The organism is Brachybacterium sp. Z12 (genome assembly GCF_014400405.1).
Classification (GTDB): Bacteria; Actinomycetota; Actinomycetes; order Actinomycetales; family Dermabacteraceae; genus Brachybacterium.
The window spans coordinates 3,461,271-3,482,189 of the sequence record NZ_CP060496.1 but is presented as its reverse complement, the minus strand read 5'-3'; the positions used below and the strand labels follow the sequence as shown (position 1 = coordinate 3,482,189).

The following is a 20,919-nucleotide window of genomic DNA, read 5'->3' as shown; positions in this document are numbered from 1 at the left end:
CGATAGGCGTCAGAGGATCGCTGATAGGGACCAGACCAAGTTGAGTCCCCGATAGTGGTGTAGCGCGGTGGCCGCCGTGATCGTCTCGGACGTGGGCGCGGCCACCGTGTGATCCTTCGAGTCAACCTTCCACAGAATCCTCGAACGGAGTCATCACGATGACCGCACCTCACATTGTCGACCCTTCCGGCCTGCTCGGTGAAGCCCTGGCCGAGGCGTCACCGGATCTGATGCGCAGCCTGCTGCAGGACGTGATCAACGCCCTGCTCTCCGCGGACGCGGACGCTGTTGCCGGCGCGGAGTACGGGCGGCCCAGCGCTGGTCGTTCTGCGCAGCGCAACGGCTACCGCCATCGCGACCTCGACACACGGGTCGGCACGATCGACGTCGCGGTCCCCAAGCTCCGCACGGGCACCTACTTTCCCGAGTGGCTGCTCGAGCGGCGCAAACGCGCCGAATCCGCGCTGATCACGGTCGTCGCGGACTGCTACCTCGCCGGTGTCTCCACCCGCCGCATGGCTCCCCGGATGCACGCTTCGCGCACATCGCATCCGGGGCCCCAGCTCGTCAAGACCCTGGGCATCAACTCGCTCTCGAAGTCGCAGGTCAGCAGGATGGCGGAGTCGTTGGACGAGCACGTCGAGCAGTTCCGCCACCGCCCCCTGGACGAGGCCGGGCCCTTCACATTCGTCTCGGCCGACGCGCTGACGATGAAGGTCCGTGAGGGTGGGCGCGTGATCAATGCCGTCGTCCTGCTGGCGACCGGCGTGAACGGCGACGGGCACCGCGAAGTGCTCGGCATGCGGGTTGCGACCAGCGAGACGGGAGCTGCGTGGAACGGCTTCTTCGCCGACCTCGTCGCCCGCGGCCTCGCCGGGGTCCGCCTGGTCACCAGCGACGCCCATGCCGGGCTGGTCGAAGCGATCGCCGCGCATCTTCCCGGGGCGGCCTGGCAGCGGTGCCGCACCCACTACGCCGCGAACCTCATGGCCGTAACGCCCAAGAGCATGTGGCCGGCCGTCAAAGCGATGCTGCACAGCGTCTATGACCAGCCCGACGCCGCAGCGGTCAACGCCCAGTTCGAGCGGCTGCTGGACTACGTCAGCGAGAAGCTCCCGGCCGTGGCCGAGCACCTCGACGCCGCTCGAGCGGACCTCCTCGCGTTCACCGCGTTCCCCAGGACGTGTGGATCCAGATCTGGTCGAACAATCCCACCGAGCGACTGAACAAAGAGATCCGCCGCCGCACCGACTCCGTGGGCATCTTCCCCACCCGCGATGCGATCGTCCGACTCGTCGGCGCGGTCCTGGCCGAACAGACCGACGAATGGGCCGAAGGACGACGCTATCTCGGACTCGACGTCCTCGCCCGCTGCCGCCTCAACCTCGTCCCCGACACCAACACCGAGGAGGTCACCACAAGCTCCTGCCCGCACTGACAGCCTGACCCCCAAACGAAGGATCGCTACACCACTTCCCGGGACTTGACCAACCGGGGCTACAAAGAAGGTAACGGGGAGGGCGCTGTCGAACCGGAGAAGCGGAGAGCTTACTCTCCCCGGCGCACACGCTCGCGGTGCCGAATGAGCACGCCGTCAGCATCCACGATGCCTCCGCCGAGGCTCTGCAGGCAGTGTTGCTGCTCGCCCAGGAGGCCGCTCGGGCCACGGAGACGTCTCTCGGTGCGCGGGGCGTGAACGCCCTCAACGCCAGTGGTCCCGGCTCGGATCAGTCCGCGCCGCACCTCCACCTGCACGTCATCCCGCGATGGCAGGGCGACGGCCTCGACACGTGGCCCTCGACGGTGTCGAACCGGCAGATCGACGACGACTGGTTCGACGAGGCCCGGGCGTGTCTGGTGCCGTGACCGCAGGAACGCGCATCGTGCCGGGGCACGGCCGATCCGCCCTCGGCGGTTCCACCACGAGGATCGGCGCTCGTCGCCGGCGGCTCACTCCACGCGGTTCCTCGCTGCGCCTCGAGCAGCGCTTCAGCGCCTGGGACCTGCGACCGGCCGACGACGGCTTCCTGTTGGGGATCCTCGCCATGACAGCTCCGCCGCGACGAGGGCTGGCGAGGAGCGGAGCCGCAACGCCTGAGGGCCTGTGGGGATCTCTCAAAATGTGGGTGAAGTCTGTCCAAAATCGGGGTCATATCGGTGGTGGAGGGTGCCGATCCATGAGTGAGCGGGTGAGCCCGCGAAAATGTGGCGACGGCGCAGCGCTAGGGCGCCTCGTCGAGTCCGGGATGTCCGATGAGTGCGCTCTCACGTCGGGGGTGCTCCGTGATGCACGTCTCGACTTCCCGCGAGCCGGTGGCTACGATCGTCGGCCGAGACTGCAAGGAATGTGCAAGGACTTGCAGTCCTCCTCGGGCCCCCGGGCCCCGAGGAGAGCCCGGGAATCCGGGCTCGCAGTGACGAACAGGAGTACGAGATGCTGCATACGACGACGACAGCCCGCTCACCGAGGAGCATGATGCGCCGCACGGCCGCCGCGCTCGGCGCGACGATCATGCTCGCGGCATGCGCATGGAGCGACGCCGGCCTCCCGGCGAGTGCCGACGAGACGACGGAAGACGCTCGCGACAGCGATGTAATCCTCAACATGTTCCAGTGGTCCTGGACCTCGGTCGCCGAGGAGTGCGGCAGCACCATCGGCCCCGCAGGGTTCGGCTACGTGCAGGTTTCCCCGCCGCAGGAGACGATCCAGGGCACGGAGTGGTGGACCTCTTATCAGCCTGTCAGCTACCAGATCGAAGGGAAGATGGGAACCCGCGAAGAGTTCGCGGAGATGGTCCAGAAGTGCGATGAGGCGGGGGTCGGTGTCATCGCGGATGCCGTCATCAACCACACCACCGGCGCCGACACGGGCGCCGGCACCGGCACCGCAGGATCCTCCTACGCCCTGGACGACTTCCCGGGCATCTACGGACCTGAGCACTTCAACGACTGCCGCGAGGACATCTCCGACTACACCGACCGCGACAACGTGCAGAACTGCCGTCTCTCCTCGCTGCAAGACCTTGCAACGGGATCGGAGGAGGTCCAGGACACACTGGCCGCCTACATGAACGATCTCCTCGACATGGGGGTCGAGGGCTTCCGCATCGACGCCGCGAAGCACATGCCGGCTGAGGACCTCGCCGCCATCAAGTCGAAGCTCTCCGACCCGGACGTGTACTGGGTGCAGGAGGTCATCGGCGCCGCCGGTGAGCCGATCGAGCCCTCGGAGTACACCGGCACCGGAGACGTCCACGAGTTCGACTACGGTCGGCAGCTGAAGTCCGCCTTCGGCGGATCGATCGCCGGGCTGGACTCGATCGCCGAGGGCAAGCTCGATTCCGAGGATGCCGGCGTGTTCGTCGACAACCACGACACCGAGCGCAACGGCGAGACGCTGAACTACAAGGACGGCGACACCTACACCCTGGCCAATGACTTCATGCTGGCCTACGACTACGGCCGCCCCAGTGTCTACACGGGCTACACCTTCGAGGACTTCGACGCGGGCGCCCCTGGGTCCACCGCCACCGAGGTGGGGGATGCCTCCTGCGGCGCCGAGGAGTGGACCTGCACGCAGCGGCTGCCGGAGATCCAGGGCATGGTCGCCTTCCACAACGCAGTCGCGGGTACCGAGGTCACCGACTGGTGGGACGACGGCGACAACAACATCGCCTTCGGGCGCGGGGAGAAGGGCTTCGCCGCGCTGAACAACACCGAGGGCGAGGTGACGAACACCTACCGCAGCTCGTTGCCGGCCGGCACCTACTGCAACATGGCCGCCGGAACCGATTGCACCGAGACGGTGACCGTTGCCGAGGACGGCTCGTTCGAGGCGGTCGTACCCGCGAAGGGCGCGGTCGCGATCGACGTCGAGCACATGGCGGGTCCCGCGACAGCGGCGCGGTGATGCATCGGCCGCGTCACGGAGGCTCGTCCCGTGACGCGGCGACGCGTCCGCGCACTGAAAGGACGCGCAGGAATTTGCGGGAGTGCTCAGTGGTCGGTGCGGCCGCCGCCGGAGCCCTGATCCATCTCCGCATACTCCGAGGCCTGCTCCTCGGCGCTGAGCACGAGCATCTCTCCGGTGGAGGTGGCGTGGCTGCCGGTGTCCTGCTGCCAGGTGACCGTGGTGGGCAGGAAGACGGTGTCCTCCAGCGCCTCGACCGCATGGCGGGAGTGGGTGAGCGCCTCAGGCGCGCCGGCCTGGAGCACCACCGGATCCTGCCCCGTGACCCGCAGGCTCCCGCGCATCACCTGGACCGATGCGGCGGGCGGGGAATTGTGCTCCGGCAGCTCAGCTGCCCGCGAGCCCTGCGGCGGCCTCCCGGGCGAGGTCGAGCATCGTCCGCTCGCTGATGCGGAGGGCCCGCGCCGCAGCGGCGACGTCGCGGAACTCGGGCTCGCGGCGCACCACGGCGCCGTCCTGATCGCGGGCGATCTTCACGGCGATGCGATGACCGCGCACCTCGACCTCGGTGAACTCGCGGGTGCGGATGACCCGCTCGACGCGGTGCCTCCGCACGCCGAGGGTGCCGGTGCGGTCCATGAGCAGGGTCGCCGCCGCGTCCTCCGACCCCTCCCGGACCAGGGCGTGGACCGTGACGGCGGGGCGGCCGTGCTTCATCGAGATCGGCACGAGCCAGGCGTCCAGAGCCCCGGTCTCCAGCAGCTCCTCGATGACGCGCGGCCACAGCCGCGGATCGAGATCGTCGACGTTCGCCTCGAGCTGGAGGGCGGCGGTGGGGGTCGCGTGCGCGTCCGCGGGCAGATCGTTCCCCTGCGCACGGCCGACGAGGACCCGCACCACGTTCGGGCGGCCCGGGGTGTCCTTGGTGCCGGCGCCGACGCCGAGCGCCTCGGTGACCAGCATCGGCTGCGGCCCCGCGGTCGCGGCGAGACCGCGCAACAGGGCCACGCCGGTAGGGGGTCGCGAGCTCGCCGATGCCGGGGGCGACCCCGGCCGGGACTCGCCTGCCGCCGTGCTCGTGGGGGCCGCCCTGGGCGTGGGCGGGGAGGTGGTCGTGGGAGTGGCTGTGCCCCTCCCCGTGGCCGTGACTGTGGCCGTGGCCGCGGGCGGGGAGCAGCTCGCCGGCGACCGTCGGCCAGCCGAGCGCGAGGCGCGCCACCGCGGGCACGGGAACGGGGATGTCGCCGTGCGCGGCACGGATCCGGCCCGAGCCCACGGCGAGCACGCTGCCGGTGGCCTCGGTGATGCCCAGCTGGCGCCAGGCCTCGCAGGCGCCGATCACATCGGCCAGGGAGTCCAGCGCGCCCACCTCGTGGAAGTGCACCTCGTCGGCCGGGACCCCGTGGGTCGCGCCCTCCGCCTCGGCGAGACGACCGAACACCCCCAGCGCCAGGTCGAGCGTGCGGGCGGGGACGTCCTCGCGGCCGCGGGCCTGCTCGAGCATCTCGCGGATCGAGGCCCAGGTGCGGTGGGGCGGATCCTCGACCAGCACCTCCACCTCGACCTTCACCGCCCGCTGCCCGCCGCGGTCCACCCACGAGCGCACGAAGCGCACCGAGTCCGGGATCAGCGCATCCAGCACCCGCTGCACCGCGGAGAGATCGGCGCCCGCATCGATGAGGGCGGCCAGCAGCATGTCACCGGCGATCCCGGCGGTCGCGTCGATGTAGGCCGGACGGGACGAGGGATGCGAGGCGGAGTCCATGTCCCTGATGCTAGACCGCGCGGCCGATCAGGCATGATGCCTCTCATGACCACCCCGCCCCTCGCGCGCTTCGATGACGTCCCGGCGGGGCGCAGCCTCCAGTTCGACCGGGCCCACCGGGTGATCACCGCCGAGCGGCCCGAGCAGGTGCGGGCAGCGCTCGCCGAGGTCGAGGAGGCCGTCGTGGGCGGTGCCTGGGCGTTCGGGATGATCGCCTACGAGGCCGCCGCCGGGCTCGACCCCGACGCCCGAGTGCACGAGCCGCAGGAGGGCCTGCCGCTGGTGTGGTTCGGGATCGCTGACGCCCCCGCGCAGCTGCCTCTCCCGCTGACCCCGGGGAGGGGTTCACGCTCGGGGACTGGGTGCCGGACTGGTCCGCGGCGGAGCATGCGCACAGGATGGAGGCGGTGCGGGAGGCGATCGCGCGAGGAGACACCTATCAGGCGAACCTCACCACCCGCCTGCGCACCCGCTTCCAGGGCGATGCCTTCGGGCTCTACGGCGCGCTCGCCCACCGTCAGCGCGGCGCGCACCACGCGTACCTCGATCTGGGCCGGCACACCGTGCTCAGCGCGAGCCCCGAAACGTTCCTCACCTGGGAGGACGGTCTGCTGCGCACTGCGCCGATGAAGGGGACCATCGCCCGCGGGCATGACGCCGCGCAGGATCGCGCCGCGCGGGAGGCGCTGCTGGGCAGCGAGAAGGACCGCGCCGAGAACGTGATGATCGTGGACCTGCTGCGCAACGACCTCGCCCGCGTGTGTGAGGCGGGCAGCGTGCAGGTCACCGAGCTGCTCGCCGCCGAGGAGTACCCCACCGTGTGGCAGCTGACCTCCCGGATCCAGGGCCGCGCGCGCGGCGGGACGGGGCTCGTCGACGTGCTCGAGGCGCTGTTCCCCTGCGGCTCGATCACCGGCGCCCCGAAGCTGTCCACCATGGCGCTGCTCGCCGAGCTCGAGGACTCCCCGCGCGGCGCCTATTGCGGGGCGATCGGGTATCTCGCGCCCGGCAAGGCGCCGCGGGCGCGCTTCAACGTCGCGATCCGCACCGTGGTGCTCGATCAGGCCGACGGCTACGCGGTCTACGGCACCGGCGGCGGGATCACCTGGGCGTCGGAGGCGTCGGCCGAGTACGAGGAGCTGCTGGTCAAAGCGGCGGTGCTGCCGACGGGGCCGCAGGAGCCCTTCGCGCTGCTGGAGACCTTCGCCGTCGAGGGCGGGCAGGCGCGGCACCTTCAGCGGCACCTGGAGCGGATGCTCGGCTCGGCCGCGGCGCTGGGGATCCCCGTCGGCCGGGAGGAGGTCGAGGCGGCGGCGAGAGAGGCGGTGCCGGCCGTGGGGGCGGAGCCTGTGCTGATGCGGCTCGCGCTGCGAGCGGACGGGTCGCTCGAGACCTCGTCGCGGCCGCTCGTCGCGTCATCAGAGCCGGTGCGGCTCGCCCTCGACACCGTGCGCACCGCCTTCCCCGCCGGGCTCAGCCGGCACAAGACCAGCGTGCGCGGGCACTTCACCGCCGCGCGGGAGCGCCACCCGGGCGCGGAGGACGTCGTGCTGCTGGGCGAGCACGGCCGCGCCGTCGAGACCACCATCGCGACCCTCGCCGCCCGGATCGACGGCACCTGGTGCACCCCGCCCCAGCATGACGGGTGCCTGGACGGCGTGGGCCGCCGCCTCGCGCTCGAGGCCGGGCAGCTGGTGGAGCGCGAGCTGACTGTCCCCATGCTGCGTGAGGCCGAGCAGCTCGCGGTGCTCAGCTCCCGCCCGCGGATGGCGCCCGGCGGTGCTCGCCGCACCCTGATGGGGAGAACTCCCCATTCCTCCCTCCCCGCCCCCGGCATACGCTCCTGACCAGGGCGCATCGCGGCGCCTTCAGCCGCACATCCACGGAGGGGCCGAGCATGACAGCCGACGACACGACCGCCGAGCAGAGACCACGGATCACCTCCCTCCCGGGCGACTCCCGCCTGGTGCGGATCTCCGAGGCGTCCTGGCACTGGGTGCGCGCCCTCGCCCGGGACGAGCAGCCCGAGGCCGAGCTCACCGAGGAGCAGATCGTCGAGCTCGAGCTGGTGGGGCTCCTCGTGGACGCCCCCGGCACCGAGGACGGCCTGGTCATCGACCGCCACTGGCTGCAGCTGCTGCACACCGCGCTGCGCTCCCCGTCAGCATCGAGCTGGTGTGCGTGGACGGCGACCGCGCCTGGACCACCCGCCTGCTGATCGCCGGCCGCGTCGTCGCCCTGATCGACCAGATGCACGAGGTCACCGCCGACGCCGAGACCATGCGCCTGGGACGCCGCGCCGACGCAGTGCTGCTGGGACTGTCCACGATCGAGCACCTCAGCGCCGTCTTCGAGAAGGTGCTGCCGCAGCGCCCCGCCTTCACCGACTCCGATCTCGCGCCTGCCCCGGAGCAGCTGCCCGACGCGCCCGCGCTCGCCGAGGTGCAGATGCTCGTGACCGCCGCCCCCACCCCGGAGGAGACCGTGGTCAGCGGCGGCTCCTGGTACGCCTTCGGCGAGCAGGGCGAGCAGCTCGCCGTGCTGGTGCCCGGTGAGGACGGCGCCGAGGCCCGCGCCCTCGAGCCCGGCTCCCTCACCTCCGCGATGCGCGCCAAGGTCATCGCCGCGATCAACCACGTCACCGCCGTCACCACGGGAAGGGCCGCCTGATGTTCCAGGGCATGGACACCGACCAGGTGCTCAGCGAGTCCGAGGCGCTAGAGCGGGCCGCGCAGCGACTCGAGGGCGTGATGGACGGGCTGCACTCGAGCGTGAGCGGCGTCGAATGGATCGGCCCGGACGCCGACGCCTTCCGTGAGCAGTGGGGCGCCGTGCGCCGCCAGGGGAGGGGGTCGTGGTCCCGGGCCTGGGCGAGCGCTCCCGTGAGCTGCAGCGGCACGCCGAGGAGCAGGAGCAGGCCTCCTCCGTCGAGGACGAGGGCTGGTTCGGCCAGGCCATGGACTGGCTGAGCGAGACCGGCGGGGGCATCGTCGACGGGATCCGCGGCGGCGTCGACTGGCTCGGGGACCGCTTCTCCGACGGCATGGACTGGCTGGGGGACCGGATCCAGGACGGCCGGGACTTCCTCGGCACCGCGATCGATGCGATCCGCGATCTCGAGTGGCCGCGCGTGACCGAGCTTCTGGTGGGCGGGCTGACCGGCCTGGTCCGCGGCACCGGGGACGTGATCGAGCTGCTCACCGGCCACGACCTGAGATGGGCCGACGACGGCACCGGCTACGCCGATGCGCCCCGGCCGTCACCCCCGAGCAATCCGGCCTGGTGGCGCCAAGCGACCTCGCGCAGATCATCGCCAACACCAACCAGACCTACGGCGACAAGCAGACCGGCGAGGTCTCGATGAGCGTGGTCGGCAACCCGCCCACCGGCGTGATCGTGAACATCCCGGGCACCGAGCTGTGGGGCCCCGGTGCCGGGGACAACCCGATGGACCTCACCGGCAACGCCCTGCAGGCCGGCCCGAACGGCTGGTCCGCCGGCTCCGAGGCCACGGCCGACGCGATCGCGCAGCTCTATGCGGACCACGGCATCCCGCCCGGCACCCCGCTGATGCTCAACGGTCACTCCCAGGGCGGCATGATCGCCGCGAGCCTCGCCGCGAACCCGGAGTTCGCCGCGCAGTACAACCTCACCAACGTGATGACCTACGGCTCCCCGGTGGACAACTACGCCGTGCCCAGCTCCGTGAACCAGCTGAACCTCCAGCACGGCGCGGACGTGGTGCCGAAGATCGACCTGGGCGGCGCCGCCCCTCGGGCCGGGCGGCGGCGGGCCCGAGCACGCCACCACCATCACCCTCGACAGCCCCGGCGCGCACCCCTTCGACGTCGGCACCAACCACAGCGGCGCGGAGTACCAGGAGTCGGTCGCCGCCCAGCTGCAGGACCCGGCCTCGCCGCTGTACGCGTACTCCCAGGACCCGAGCCTGCAGCCCTTCCTGGAGGGCGATCCGGACAGCGTCCAGCACTACATCTCGGGCGTGCACCGCGACCACGAGTGACCCCGGTGCGACACAATGGCCCGATGACAGGCAGGGACATCGGCCGCAGAGGAGCGCTCGTGGGGATCATCGCCAGCCTGCTCGCCGCCTGCGGCGTGGGCGGGCGCAGCGACGTGGACGCTGTCCAGGACGCGCTGCGCGCCGCGGTCCAGGAGCTCCCCGAGCACCTCGACGGAGCGGTCCAGTTCCAGGACAGCTCCACCGCCGGCACCACCCTCAGCGGGGTGCTGGTGCTCGCGGGCGAGGAGCGCGAGCAGATCGAGCAGTCGCTGCTGACGGTGCTCGAGACCGTGACCCGCACCTACCTCGCACAGGCCGACGTGCGCACCGCCTATGTGCGCCTCGAGGCCCACCCCGACGGTGACCGCAGCACCCGCGTGACCACCGCCGACGTGGTCCCCCCGGCCTCCGGCGCGAACCCCACCACCGACGACCTGGCGACACATTTCAGCCTCTGAGCTGCGAGGTCGCCGACGGCAGGAGAGCCATGACCCCCTCGCTCGATCCCACCAAGGCCGTCCACACCTGGTCCCTGTTCCGCACCATGGGCCGCTACGTCGCGCCCGGCTCCGCGCCGTCGGGCGGCCTCACCGAGAACCCCGCCGAGGACGGTCTGGACCTGCTCGAGCTGCCCGCGCAGCTCGCCGCCCACGGCTTCACCAGCGCCCAGCTGTGCCACTTCTACCTCCCGCGCACCGACTCCGCCTACCTCGCCGAGCTGCAGGATGCCTTCGCCAGCGCGCAGGTGGATCTCGAGTGCTTCCTCGTCGACGACGGGGACGTGACCCACCCCGAGCACGGCGCGCAGCAGCAGCGCTGGCTGTCCGGATGGCTCGAGATCGCCGAGCAGCTCGGCGCGCGCCGGGCCCGCGTGCCCGCCGGTGATCAGCCGCCGACGCCCGAGACCCTCGCCCTCAGCGCGCAGCGCCTGCGCGCCCTGGCCGCGGACCACACCGACCTCCGGGTGCTCACCGAGAACTGGAAGGCGCTGCTCGTGGGCGCCGAGACCACCCGCGCGCTGCTCGAGCGCCTCGAGGGGGAGGTGGGGCTGCTGATCGACACCGGCAACTGGGACGGGCCGGACAAGTACGCGCAGATCGCCGCGGTCGCGGGCGGCGCCGAATGCTCACAGGTCAAGGTGCGCGAATCCTCGCCCGGCGTGCTCGATGCGGAGGACATCTCCCGCAGCCTCGCCGCGCTCGCGCAGGCCGGGTACAGCGGCCGGCTCTCCCTGGTCTACGCCGGCAGCGACGACGACGAGTGGGGCCGGCTCGAGGAGCTGCACGGCATCGTGCGCACCGCCCTCGGCTGACTCCACCCGGCGCGCGGTCAGGCCGCGATCTCGACCTTGCCCACCCAGGAGATCGGGGAGACCCGGCCCTCCTCGAGCTGGTACTGGCAGCCCACGATCGCGAGATCGCCCGCGGCGACCGCGTCGGAGATGACCTTCGACTGCCGCATGAGCGCGTTGATGGTCTCGTCGAGGTGGCGGCGCCCCACCGCGTCCACATCGATCAGGGACGGGTCCACGTAGGGGCTGACCTGCTGGGAGGCGAACCACTCCTGCTGGACGGAGGGCTGGATCGCCTCGAGCTCCTTGCGGATCGCGGGGGTCACCTCGGAGGGGGAGGCGGTGGTCTGATCGATCGCCGCTTTGACCGCTCCGCACGAGCCGTGCGCGAGCACCACGATCACGGCGACGCCGAGCTCGGCGACGGCGAACTCCATCGTCGCGGTGGTGTTGTCGTTCGCGATCTGGCCGATGTTGCGCACCACGAACAGGTCACCCAGGCCGCAGTCGAAGAGGATCTCCGCTGCCACGCGCGAGTCCGAGCAGCCCAGGAACGCCGCGTTCGGGGCCTGGCTGCCGCGCAGCTCGCTGCGGCGGGCCGCGTTCTGCTGGGGGTGTCGCAGCTCCCCGGCCATGAACCGTTCGTTGCCCCGGACGAGGGCATCCCAGGCCTGCTGGACGGTCACGCGGGGAGAGGTCATGGTGAAGATTCCTTAGCAAGAGACGTCGGGGCCGCCGTGCTGTGGCCCCGAGGCAGGATACTCCTGCCTCTCACGCCGTCTCGGGGGACGAGATGTTCACCTGCCACACGATCCCGAAGCGATCGGTGAACGAGCCGTAGATGTCGCCCCACATCTGCTTCTCGAGCGGCATCGTGATGCTGCCGCCCTCGGAGAGCTTCTCGAAGGCGCCGCGCAGGAAGGTCTCGTCATCGCCCATCAGCGAGAGCGTGACGTTGGTGCCCTGGGAGTAGGCGGCCATGCCCTCGATGACGTCGGAGACGTAGAGCTTGATCAGATCGGAGACCTCGAGGGAGCCGTGCATGATCAGATCCGAGGCGGGATGTCCCTCGGGGACGGCCTGGAACTCGCCGAAGGTCGAGAACTGCGGCATCGCCCCGAGGCAGCGGCCGTAGAACTCGAACGCCTCACGGGCGTTGCCGTCGAAGTTGAGATAGGGGTGGAGTCCTGCGGGCATGGCGTCCTCCTCGACGTCGGCGCCGGCGGTGTGCCGTGCGCTCAGGGCCGAGAGTAGACCCGGGGTCCGACGGGGGAAGAGATCGGCGGGGCTCGCGCTCCGCCGATCAGGTCCGCGGTGCCCGTGCCGGTGCCGTGATGGTGCGTGTCATACCAGTCTGGCGGAATACCCCCATGGGGTATACGGTGGAGGGAGTCGTCCGAGAGGAGAGACGTCGATGCACCACGACTCCGACACCCCTGCGCACGAGGGTCACGGCGGGCACGAGGGTCACGGCGGGCACGAGGGTCACGCCGGCCACGGTGACCACGTCGCGCAGTTCCGTTCGCTGTTCTGGATCATGCTCGTGCTGGCCATCCCGGTGGTCGCCGCGAGCGCCATGGTCGCGGAGCTGCTCGGCTACCGCCTGCCCGAGACCGGCTGGCTCCCCTGGGTGTCCCCGCTGCTGGGCACCGTCATGTACCTATGGGGAGGCAGGCCCTTCCTCGCCGGCGCCGTCTCGGAGATCCGCTCCCGTGCGCCGGGGATGATGCTGCTGATCGGCCTCGCGATCACCGTCGCATTCCTCGCCTCCTGGGGAGCCACCCTGGGCCTGCTGGATCCGCAGCTGGACTTCTGGTGGGAGCTCGCGCTGCTGATCGTGATCATGCTGCTTGGCCACTGGATCGAGATGCGCTCCCTCGCACAGACCAGCTCGGCCCTGGACTCGCTCGCCGCCCTGCTGCCCGATGAGGCGGAGAAGGTCGAGGGCGGCTCCACGGTGACCGTCTCCCCGTCGGACCTCGTCACGGGCGATGTGGTGCTGGTGCGCCCCGGCGCCTCGGTCCCGGCCGACGGGAAGATCCTCGACGGCGCCGCCGCGATGGACGAGTCGATGATCACCGGAGAGTCCACCACCGTGCGCCGCGAGATCGGCGACCAGGTGGTCGCCGGAACCGTCGCCACCGACTCGGGCCTGCGCCTGGAGATCACAGCGACCGGAGAGGACACCGCGCTCGCCGGGATCCGCCGCCTCGTCTCCGAGGCGCAGGGCTCCTCCTCCCGCGCCCAGCGCCTCGCGGACACCGCCGCCGGATGGCTGTTCTGGTTCGCGCTCGGCGCCGCCCTCCTCACCGCCGTCGTCTGGCTGCTCGTGGGCAGCCCCGACCAGGCCGTGATCCGTGTGATCACCGTGCTGGTCATCGCCTGCCCCCACGCTCTCGGTCTCGCCATCCCGCTGGTGGTCTCGATCGCCACCGAGCGCGCCGCTCGCGGTGGGGTGCTGGTCACCGACCGGCTGGCGCTCGAGCAGATGCGCACCGTGGAGGCCGTCCTGTTCGACAAGACCGGCACGCTCACCAGGGGCGAGCCTGCGGTGACCGGAATCGAGACCGTCGGCCCACGCACCGAGGACGAGGTGCTCGCCCTCGCGGCCAGCGCCGAGGCGCCGAGCGAGCACCCGCTGGCACGGGCGATCGTGCGGGCTGCGGAGGAGCGGGAGCTGGCCCATCGTGCAGGGGACGATTTCAGCTCCTCGCCCGCAGTGGGGGTGCGCGCGAGCGTGGACGGAACCGTCGTGGAGGTGGGCGGCCCGTACCTGCTCACCCAGCACGAGATGGACCCGCTCCCGGCCACGGAAGCCTGGAGCGAGCAGGGTGCGACCGTGCTCCACGTCCTCGCAGGCGGTGAGCTGATCGGGGCGCTGCGCGTGGTCGACGAGATCCGGCCCGAGTCCCGGGACGCGGTCGAGGCCCTGCACGCCCAGGGCATGGAGGTCGTGATGATCACCGGAGACGCCCGACCGGTGGCCGAGACGGTCGCCGCCGAGCTCGGCATCGACCGGGTCTTCGCCGGGGTGCGTCCCGAGGACAAGGCCTCGAAGGTCGCCCAGCTGCAGGAGGAGGGGAAGCGGGTCGCGATGGTCGGCGACGGAGTCAACGACGCGCCGGCGCTCGCGCGGGCCGACGTCGGCCTCGCGATCGGCGCCGGCACCGACGTCGCGATCGGCTCCGCCGGGGTGGTGCTCGCCTCCTCCGACCCGCGCTCCGTCCTCTCCGTGCTCGAGCTCTCCCGCGCCGCCTACCGGAAGATGCGCCAGAACCTCTGGTGGGCCGCCGGGTACAACCTGCTCGCGGTGCCGCTCGCCGCCGGGGTGCTCGCTCCGATCGGGTTCGTCATGCCGATGAGCGTGGGCGCGGTGCTGATGTCGCTGTCCACGATCGTGGTGGCCCTCAATGCGCAGCTGCTGCGGCGGCTCGACCTGCGGCCGGAGGCGAGCGCCGAGCGGCTGCGGGGTGCGGCGAAGCGGTGAGGGGTGCCGGCGCCGTCGGTCTGCGCGAGATCGATCGGCGCGCCCGGTCGGACGGGGCCGTTCCTGGCGCTCAGTCGGTCAGCTGCATCGTGGTGAGGCAGGTGGGGGAGTCCGCGGTGGTGGCCACCGGCGTCGAGGCGCTCGCGCCGTCCTGGGTGAGGGTCAGTGCGAGTTCCTGGTCGCGAGGCAGCCACAGGCCGAGGAAGCCGTTGGGAGCGGTGGTGCGCATCTCGTCCACCAGCACCGTTCCGTCGGCCGCCACGACGCGGACTTCGAGCTCCTGCTCCTGAAGCTCGCCCACGCAGGTGGTGAGGCTGTGGTGGAAGCAGTCGTGGGTGGTGCCGACGAACGGCGCGATCGACACGTAGAAATCCTCGTCACTCAGTGAGAGCGAGGTCTGTCGTCCGCTGGCATCGCTGAGGTCCAGCCGGTCCGGAAGCACCGCGGCCATCAGGTCCGTGGGGCGGTCTGCGAGCGGCAGGGCCTCCAGCTCCTCGATGAGTGTGCGGGCGTCTCGGTCCTCGAGGCCGTGGGCGGTGAGCAGGTCCTCCCCGGGCTGCTCGGGCGTGGAATCCGTGCTGCAGCCGGCGACCGCCAGCGAGGTCAGGGCGAGGCCTACGAGCAGGCGTCGCCGGGGAGGGCGGGAGCGGGGCGCACGGGTACTCCTCAGGGCGCGATGACGGGACGGGAAGACCCTATCTTCGCCCGGTCTCGCGTGCGCGGGGCCTTCGTCCTGTGGACGAGGACGAGCTCTCCGGTCACGAACGGCGCGCGGCAGGCCCGTGCACGAGAACGAGGTACAGCAACGACATCAGGCCGAGGAAGCCCCCGCCCACCAGCAGGGCCGTGTGGTACTCCGGTTGCCAGATCATGATCGCGAAGGTGAACAGGATGAATGCGATCGCGAACAGCTGACCGTAGGGCCAGAAGGGGACCGGGAACTGCAGTGCGTCCCGCTCCTGCCGGCTCATCCCGCGGCGGGAGGAGACCTGGGCCAGCAGGATCATCAGCCACACGAAGATCGTCGCGAAGGTCGCCAGCGAGGCGACGATCGTGAACACCTCGTCGGGCAGCAGCGCGTTCAGCGCCACGCCCACCACCAGCACCGCGAGCATCGCCAGCGTGGTGAGCACCGGGACGCCCTTCACGGTGCGGGACAGCGCTGCGGGGGCCAGGCGCTGCCGGGCCATGCCCGCGACGACGCGGCCCGCGCCGAAGAGGTCGGCGTTGATGGCGGAGAGCGCCGCGGTGATCACCACGATGTTCAGCAGCGCCGCCGCCCAGTTCACGCCGAGGGTGTCGAAGATCTGCACGAACGGGGACTGCTCACCGGTGATCAGCCGCCACGGGGTGATCAGCAGGATCACGCCGATCGCGAGCACGTAGAACAGCAGGATCCGCACCGGGACCGTGTTCACCGCCTTGGGGATCGCGGTGCCGGGATCCTCCGCCTCGGTGCCGGCCACGCCGATGATCTCGGTGCCGCCGAAGGCGAACAGCACCAGGATGAACGCGCTGATCATCCCGCCCGGGCCGTGCGGGAAGAAGCCTCCGTCGGCCGTGAGGTTCGCGAGCGGCCCCCGCCGCTCTGCGCGCCCAGCCCGAGCACCAGGATCGCCGCGCCGCCGGCGATCATCGCGACCACCGCGGCGACCTTCACGATCGTGAACACGAACTCGAGCTCCCCGAACCAGCGCACGCTCGCGAGGTTCGCCGCGCCCACGATCAGCAGCGTCACCGCCACCCACACCCACTGCGCCGTGTCCGGGAACCAGAAGCGCATATAGATCGCGATCGCGGTGAGATCGGCCAGGCACACGATCAGCATCTCGAAGGCGAACATCCAACCGGTGATGTACCCGGCCCAGGGGCCCAGGAAGAGGCGCGTGTACTCGGCGAAGGAGCCGGAGATCGGCAGCCGCACCGCCATCTCGCCGAGCGCGCGCAGCATGAAGTACACGACCGCGCCGCCCAGCAGATACACCAGCAGCACGGACGGCCCTGCCGCCTGGATCGCGCCCGCCGAGCCGTAGAACAGACCGGTGCCGATCGCGGAGCCCAGCGCGATGAAGTGGATGTGCCGCGCCTTCAGACCGGGACGGCGCGGGGCGGTCGCGGGGGCGGGCTGGGTGGTCAAGCTCATCGTGAGGAGGCTCCGGGGATCGCGAGAAGGCACCTCTTGTGCCTCCGACACGGTACGTCCGTGGGGGCCGGATCGGGACGTGCGTTCGACCACTCCCACCTCTCGTCCAGGCTGGCACGCCCGGCGCACCGCGAGCGGCTCATGGACCGCGTCGGCCTCGACGTGCTCGGTGCGGTGCTCGATCATCTCGGGCGGGGAGCCGAGCCGCTGCAGGCCGCGGGCGATCTTGCGGGAGTGGGCGGCCCCCAGCCGGACATCCGGTGCCGCTCAGCGACCGAACAGGCGCGAGAGGAAGCCCGTGACGGGAGCCTTCTCGTGGCCCTCGCAGCGCTCCGTCGGCGCGACGTCGCTAATGACCGAGTCGACGTGCTGGCCACAGCCGGCCCAGGTGGTCTTGCCGCACGTCCTGCAGGTGACTGCTCGGCACATGGTGGTGTCCTCTCGGGGGTGTCAGGGGTGGTGGCGGACTGGTTCTCGGCGGCCCAGCGGGCCCAGCCGGCGTAGCTGCCCTCGACCTCGACCACATCGTGGCCGGCGCGGCGCAGCGCCGAGACGGCCACGGAGTTGCGCAGCCCGGACTGGCAGAAGGTGACCAGGCGCCCCGCCTCGGGGAGGGGAGCTGGTCGCGGTGGAAGAGCACCTTGCCGGCCGAGAGCTGCTCGGCGCCCGGGATCGTGCCGGCGGAGTGCTCGCTGCGATTGCGCACATCCAGCAGCAGGGCCGTGCCCTCCTCGCCGCGCAGCGCCTCGATCTCCGCAGGGGAGACCACCTGCGGCACGGCGCTGGGCAGGCCCGCGAGCGTGTCGATCCGGCCGGTCAGGGAGTCCACGCCCACGCGCACGAAGTGGTCGGCGTACTCGCGCGCCAGCTCGGCGCTGTCGGCCAGGACCACCAGCTCGGCGTCGTCGGACTCCGGATCGAAGGCCCAGCCGATGTGGGTCGCGGCCTTCCCGAGCGAGGGGATGCTCAGCGCGCCCGGCACGGTCCCGGCATGCACCTCGGCCACGGGGCGGGTGTCCACCAGGGCGAGGGAGCCGTCCTCGAGGCCGCGCGTCAGCTCCTCGGCGCTCACCTCGCGCGGCGCGGTGCGCTCGCCGAGCAGGGCGGGACCGAGGGTGTTCTGGCGCTTCATGCGGGCGAAGTAGGCGTGGGCGTCGGGCTGGCCGTCGAGCAGCTCGTCGAGGAATCCCTGCTCGTCGTCGGCGGCGAGATAGGGAGCCCACCAGGCGAAGCGGCGCTCGTAGCCCACGGTGGTCGAGGGCAGGGCGCCCAGCGCCTTGCCGCAGGCGGAGCCTGCGCCGTGGCCGGGGAAGACCTGCACGTGGTCCGGCACGGTGAGGAAGGCGTTCTTCAGTGAGGCGAACAGCTGCTTGGCCCCGGCGAAGCGGGTGTCCTCCATGCCCACGGCCTCGTCCAGCAGGTCCGGGCGGCCCAGATCGCCCGAGAACACGAAGTCGCCGGTGAGGTAGTAACCCGGCTCATCGGTGACCGCACCGTCGGTGACCAGGTAGGAGAGGTGCTCAGGCGTGTGGCCCGGGGTGTGGCGGGCGGTGATCGTGACGTTGCCGAGGGCGATGGTGTCCCCGTCGAGCAGGCGCTCGGCCTCGAAGCCGTACTGCCACTCCTCGCCGCCCTCGCCCGAGACGTAGGCGGTGGCGCCGGTGGCGGCGGCGAGCTCCCGGGTGCCGGAGAGGAAGTCCGCGTGGATATGGGTCTCGGTGACGGCCGTGATGCGCATGCCGTGGTGGGCGGCGAGGTCCAGGTACACCTGGATGTCGCGGCGCGGATCCACCACCAGCGCCTCCCCGCGGGCCTGACAGCCGATGAGGTAGCTGGCCTGCGCCAGATCCTCGTCATAGATGCGTTCGAGAAGCATGGTTTCTCCTGAGCTGGTGCGGCCTCGGTGGCGGGTCCGAGTCGATCCTCTCCCCGGGGCATGACTGTGCCATATACCCGAGGGGGTATGCAACATGCCCTAGGGGGTATATCGTCGGCCTCATCCCGTCCGCCCCAGGAGGATCCGATGGAACTGAACCCCGAGGACATGACCCCCGTCATCCACCGCCTCAAGCGCGCCCAGGGGCAGCTCGCCGCCGTCACTCGCATGCTCGAGGAGGGACGGGACTGCAAGGACGTGGTCACCCAGCTCTCCGCCGTCTCCAAGGCCGTGGATCGCGCCGGGTTCGCCATCATCGCCAGCGGCATGGAGCAGTGCCTGACCTCGCCGAACGGCGACCTGGACCGCAAGAAGCTCGAGAAGCTGTTCCTCAGCCTCGCCTGAGTGTCCGACTCCGTTCGCGGCCGACGCCGCCGCCGGGGCGAGCTCCGCCCGGGACCCCTCGCAGTCCGACGCCATCGCCGCCGCGGTCGCCCGGTTCAGGGACCGTCGGTGACCAGCGCCTCGTCGGTGACGCGCACGAGAACAGGCCCCGGCGCACATCCGGCGGCGGCCGGGTGCACGATGGGGCCATGAACGTTCCCCGAGACCGCGCTGAGCAGCTCGCCGCCAGGCGGCGCGAGGTGCTCGCCCAGCTGCGCGAGGTCGAGCAGGAGCTCGCCGCGCTGCGCCGCACCCGCGAGGGTGTGGCAGATGACGACGAGCACGACCCCGACGGGGTGCCGCTCTCCGCGCAGTGGTCGCGCCTCGAAGGTCTGCGCCTGGCCCGCAGCGAGGCGCTCACCGGGATCGATGAGGCGGCGCAGCGTCTCGCCGAGGGCACCGACGGGCGCTGCGAGAGCTGCGGCGGCCCGATCGCCCCGGCCCGGCTCGCCGCCCGGCCCGAGGCGACCACCTGCATCGACTGCGCGCGCTGAGGCGGGGGCTGCCGGCTCGCGCCCCGCCGCGATGGCAACAGCCGGGCCGTCCTTGTCGGTCCCAGGTCAGACGGCGCATAGTGGAGCGATGAGCCAGACATCGCAGCAGAGTTCGGGTCCGACGATCGCGCCGATCCCCGAGGGCCTGGCCGAACGCGCCGCGCTCCTGGGCGGCCCCGAGGGCATGCTCACCGATGAGCAGATCCGCGGCTTCGTCGCCGAGAACCTCGCCGCCACCGACTACGACGGCAAGTCCGTGTGCCTGATCATCCCCGACGGCACCCGCTCCGTCCCCCTGCCCAAGGTGCTGCCCGCGATCCACGACGCGCTCGCTGGTCGCGCCTCCTCTGTCACCGTGCTGATCGCGCTGGGCACCCACGCCGCGATGAGCGAGGAGGCGATCGACACGCTGCTCGGCGCCACCGAGCGTGGCGCGAAGGCCACCTACCCCGAGTGGACCGTCCTCAACCACGCCTGGGACGACCCCACCCAGATCGCGGATCTCGGGGAGATCCCCGCCGAGCGGATCGGCGAGCTCACCGGGGGCCTCCTCACTGACATCCCTATGCGCGTGAAGATCAACAAGCTCGTCGCCGAGGCCGACGTGAACCTCATCGTCGGCCCGGTGTTCCCGCACGAAGTCGTCGGCTTCTCCGGCGGCAACAAGTACTTCTTCCCCGGCTGCTCGGTGCATGACGTCATCGACATCTCCCACTGGGTGGGTGCACTGATCACCGCCAGCCGCATCATCGGCACCCTCGGCATCACCCCGGTGCGCCAGCTGATCGACGCTGCCAGCGAGCTCATCGACGCCGCCAAGTTCGCGTTCACCATGGATGTCCTCTCGGGCGGCCAGGAGCTCAACGCGATCGCGTTCGGCGACCCGCAGGCAGCCTGGGCCGCGATGGCGAAGATCTCCGCACAGACCCACATCACCTACGTGGACAAGCCCTACAAGCGGATCGTCGCGCTGGTGCCGGAGATGTACGACGACATGTGGACCGGGGCGAAGGGCTTCTACAAGTCCGAGCCCGTCTGCGCCGACGGGGGTGACGTGATCATCTACGCCCCGCACATCACCGAGGTCGCCGCGATGCACCCCGGCATCCGCGAGATCGGCTATCACAACATCGAGTACTTCACGAAGCAGTGGGACCGGTTCAAGGACCACCCCTGGGGCGAGCTCGCCCACTCCACCCACGTCACGGGGCTCGGCACCTACGACCCCGAGACGGGGGAGGAGAAGCAGCGGGTGAACCGCTACTTCGCCACGTCGATCTCGAAGGAGGAGTGCGAGGTCTACAACGTCCTCCATATGGATCCCGCCTCCCTCGACATCGAGGCGCTGCGCAACGACCCCGACACCCTGGTGATCGATCATGCCGGTGAGGTGCTGTTCCGCCTCGCCTCCGAGCGTGACGGCGCGACGGAGCAGAGCGCGTGACCAGCACGTCCCAGCGTCCGGTCCCGCTCACCCTCGGCCAGGCC

General features: G+C 71.1%; 16 protein-coding genes and 5 pseudogenes. 13 read left to right on the top strand and 8 right to left on the bottom strand.

The genetic code is table 11. The features are described from left to right. Positions 1 to 158 precede the first annotated feature (158 nt). The 3 genes and pseudogenes from H3H54_RS18315 to H3H54_RS18305 all read left to right on the top strand — a co-directional run bounded on the left by H3H54_RS18315 (position 159) and on the right by H3H54_RS18305 (position 3,910). Positions 159 to 1,446: pseudogene (locus H3H54_RS18315) on the top strand (IS256 family transposase). Positions 1,447 to 1,566: 120 nt separating this feature from the next. Continuing rightward, positions 1,567 to 1,866: pseudogene (locus H3H54_RS18310) on the top strand (HIT family protein); the annotation flags it as partial. Positions 1,867 to 2,434: 568 nt separating this feature from the next. Continuing rightward, entirely contained in the window at positions 2,435 to 3,910 is a 1,476-nt protein-coding gene (locus H3H54_RS18305) for an alpha-amylase family protein (protein ID WP_262424980.1), read from the top strand. Between the two features lie 86 nt (positions 3,911 to 3,996). Here H3H54_RS18305 and H3H54_RS18300 read toward each other — a convergent pair whose 3' ends face one another. From H3H54_RS18300 to larC, 3 genes and pseudogenes are all read right to left on the bottom strand, one after another. Further along, complete coding sequence (locus H3H54_RS18300; protein WP_316249084.1) at positions 3,997 to 4,254, bottom strand: hypothetical protein; 258 nt, start codon at positions 4,252 to 4,254, stop codon at positions 3,997 to 3,999. Positions 4,255 to 4,297: 43 nt separating this feature from the next. Next, on the bottom strand, positions 4,298 to 5,167 hold the full coding sequence (locus tag H3H54_RS18295; RefSeq protein ID WP_262424979.1) for a LarC family nickel insertion protein: 870 nt from the start codon (positions 5,165 to 5,167) through the stop codon (positions 4,298 to 4,300). A gap of 97 nt (positions 5,168 to 5,264) precedes the next feature. Beyond that, positions 5,265 to 5,606, bottom strand: a pseudogene (gene larC / locus H3H54_RS18290) (nickel insertion protein); the annotation flags it as partial. Positions 5,607 to 6,073: 467 nt separating this feature from the next. Between larC and pabB the strand changes: the two are divergent. The 6 genes from pabB to H3H54_RS18260 all read left to right on the top strand — a co-directional run bounded on the left by pabB (position 6,074) and on the right by H3H54_RS18260 (position 11,008). Next, on the top strand, positions 6,074 to 7,522 hold the full coding sequence (gene pabB, locus H3H54_RS18285) for an aminodeoxychorismate synthase component I (protein ID WP_262426535.1): 1,449 nt from the start codon (positions 6,074 to 6,076) through the stop codon (positions 7,520 to 7,522). 50 nt (positions 7,523 to 7,572) lie between these two features. After that, on the top strand, positions 7,573 to 7,893 hold the full coding sequence (locus H3H54_RS18280) for a hypothetical protein (RefSeq protein ID WP_262424978.1): 321 nt from the start codon (positions 7,573 to 7,575) through the stop codon (positions 7,891 to 7,893). Continuing rightward, on the top strand, positions 7,857 to 8,345 hold the full coding sequence (locus H3H54_RS18275; RefSeq protein ID WP_262424977.1) for a hypothetical protein: 489 nt from the start codon (positions 7,857 to 7,859) through the stop codon (positions 8,343 to 8,345). The genes H3H54_RS18280 and H3H54_RS18275 overlap by 37 nt, the downstream gene beginning before the upstream one ends. Positions 8,346 to 8,529: 184 nt before the next feature. Next, positions 8,530 to 9,039 carry a hypothetical protein gene (locus H3H54_RS18270; protein ID WP_262424976.1) on the top strand — a complete coding sequence of 170 codons (510 nt, stop codon included), beginning with the start codon at positions 8,530 to 8,532 and terminating at the stop codon, positions 9,037 to 9,039. After that, positions 8,958 to 10,154 carry a hypothetical protein gene (locus H3H54_RS18265; RefSeq protein WP_262424975.1) on the top strand — a complete coding sequence of 399 codons (1,197 nt, stop codon included), beginning with the start codon at positions 8,958 to 8,960 and terminating at the stop codon, positions 10,152 to 10,154. The genes H3H54_RS18270 and H3H54_RS18265 overlap by 82 nt, the downstream gene beginning before the upstream one ends. Before the next feature lie 29 nt (positions 10,155 to 10,183). Continuing rightward, entirely contained in the window at positions 10,184 to 11,008 is an 825-nt protein-coding gene (locus H3H54_RS18260) for a sugar phosphate isomerase/epimerase (RefSeq protein WP_262424974.1), read from the top strand. A gap of 17 nt (positions 11,009 to 11,025) precedes the next feature. On the opposite strand, the gene H3H54_RS18255 is transcribed toward H3H54_RS18260, so the two are convergent. Together H3H54_RS18255 and H3H54_RS18250 are read right to left on the bottom strand one after the other, a co-directional pair. Continuing rightward, positions 11,026 to 11,688: a carbonic anhydrase gene (locus H3H54_RS18255; protein WP_262424973.1), complete on the bottom strand. Its 663-nt coding sequence runs from the start codon at positions 11,686 to 11,688 to the stop codon at positions 11,026 to 11,028. 70 nt (positions 11,689 to 11,758) lie between these two features. After that, a complete protein-coding gene (locus H3H54_RS18250) occupies positions 11,759 to 12,184 on the bottom strand; it encodes a VOC family protein (protein ID WP_087486122.1) in 426 nt (141 codons plus the stop codon). 217 nt (positions 12,185 to 12,401) lie between these two features. Between H3H54_RS18250 and H3H54_RS18245 the strand changes: the two genes are divergently transcribed. Next, positions 12,402 to 14,474: a heavy metal translocating P-type ATPase gene (locus H3H54_RS18245; RefSeq protein ID WP_262424972.1), complete on the top strand. Its 2,073-nt coding sequence runs from the start codon at positions 12,402 to 12,404 to the stop codon at positions 14,472 to 14,474. Positions 14,475 to 14,544: 70 nt separating this feature from the next. Here H3H54_RS18245 and H3H54_RS18240 read toward each other — a convergent pair whose 3' ends face one another. The 3 genes and pseudogenes from H3H54_RS18240 to H3H54_RS18225 all read right to left on the bottom strand — a co-directional run. Beyond that, on the bottom strand, positions 14,545 to 14,925 hold the full coding sequence (locus H3H54_RS18240; RefSeq protein WP_395963084.1) for a CueP family metal-binding protein: 381 nt from the start codon (positions 14,923 to 14,925) through the stop codon (positions 14,545 to 14,547). Positions 14,926 to 15,232: 307 nt separating this feature from the next. Beyond that, positions 15,233 to 16,617, bottom strand: a pseudogene (locus tag H3H54_RS19845) (amino acid permease). 470 nt (positions 16,618 to 17,087) lie between these two features. Beyond that, positions 17,088 to 18,493, bottom strand: a pseudogene (locus tag H3H54_RS18225) (rhodanese-like domain-containing protein); the annotation flags it as partial. 147 nt (positions 18,494 to 18,640) lie between these two features. Between H3H54_RS18225 and H3H54_RS18220 the strand changes: the two are divergent. From H3H54_RS18220 to H3H54_RS18210, 3 genes are all read left to right on the top strand, one after another. Beyond that, positions 18,641 to 18,898: a metal-sensitive transcriptional regulator gene (locus H3H54_RS18220; RefSeq protein ID WP_262424969.1), complete on the top strand. Its 258-nt coding sequence runs from the start codon at positions 18,641 to 18,643 to the stop codon at positions 18,896 to 18,898. A 188-nt stretch (positions 18,899 to 19,086) separates the two neighbouring features. Continuing rightward, positions 19,087 to 19,431 carry a TraR/DksA family transcriptional regulator gene (locus H3H54_RS18215; protein WP_262424968.1) on the top strand — a complete coding sequence of 115 codons (345 nt, stop codon included), beginning with the start codon at positions 19,087 to 19,089 and terminating at the stop codon, positions 19,429 to 19,431. A gap of 88 nt (positions 19,432 to 19,519) precedes the next feature. Continuing rightward, complete coding sequence (locus H3H54_RS18210; protein WP_262424967.1) at positions 19,520 to 20,875, top strand: lactate racemase domain-containing protein; 1,356 nt, start codon at positions 19,520 to 19,522, stop codon at positions 20,873 to 20,875. The last annotated feature ends 44 nt before the right edge of the window (positions 20,876 to 20,919 follow it).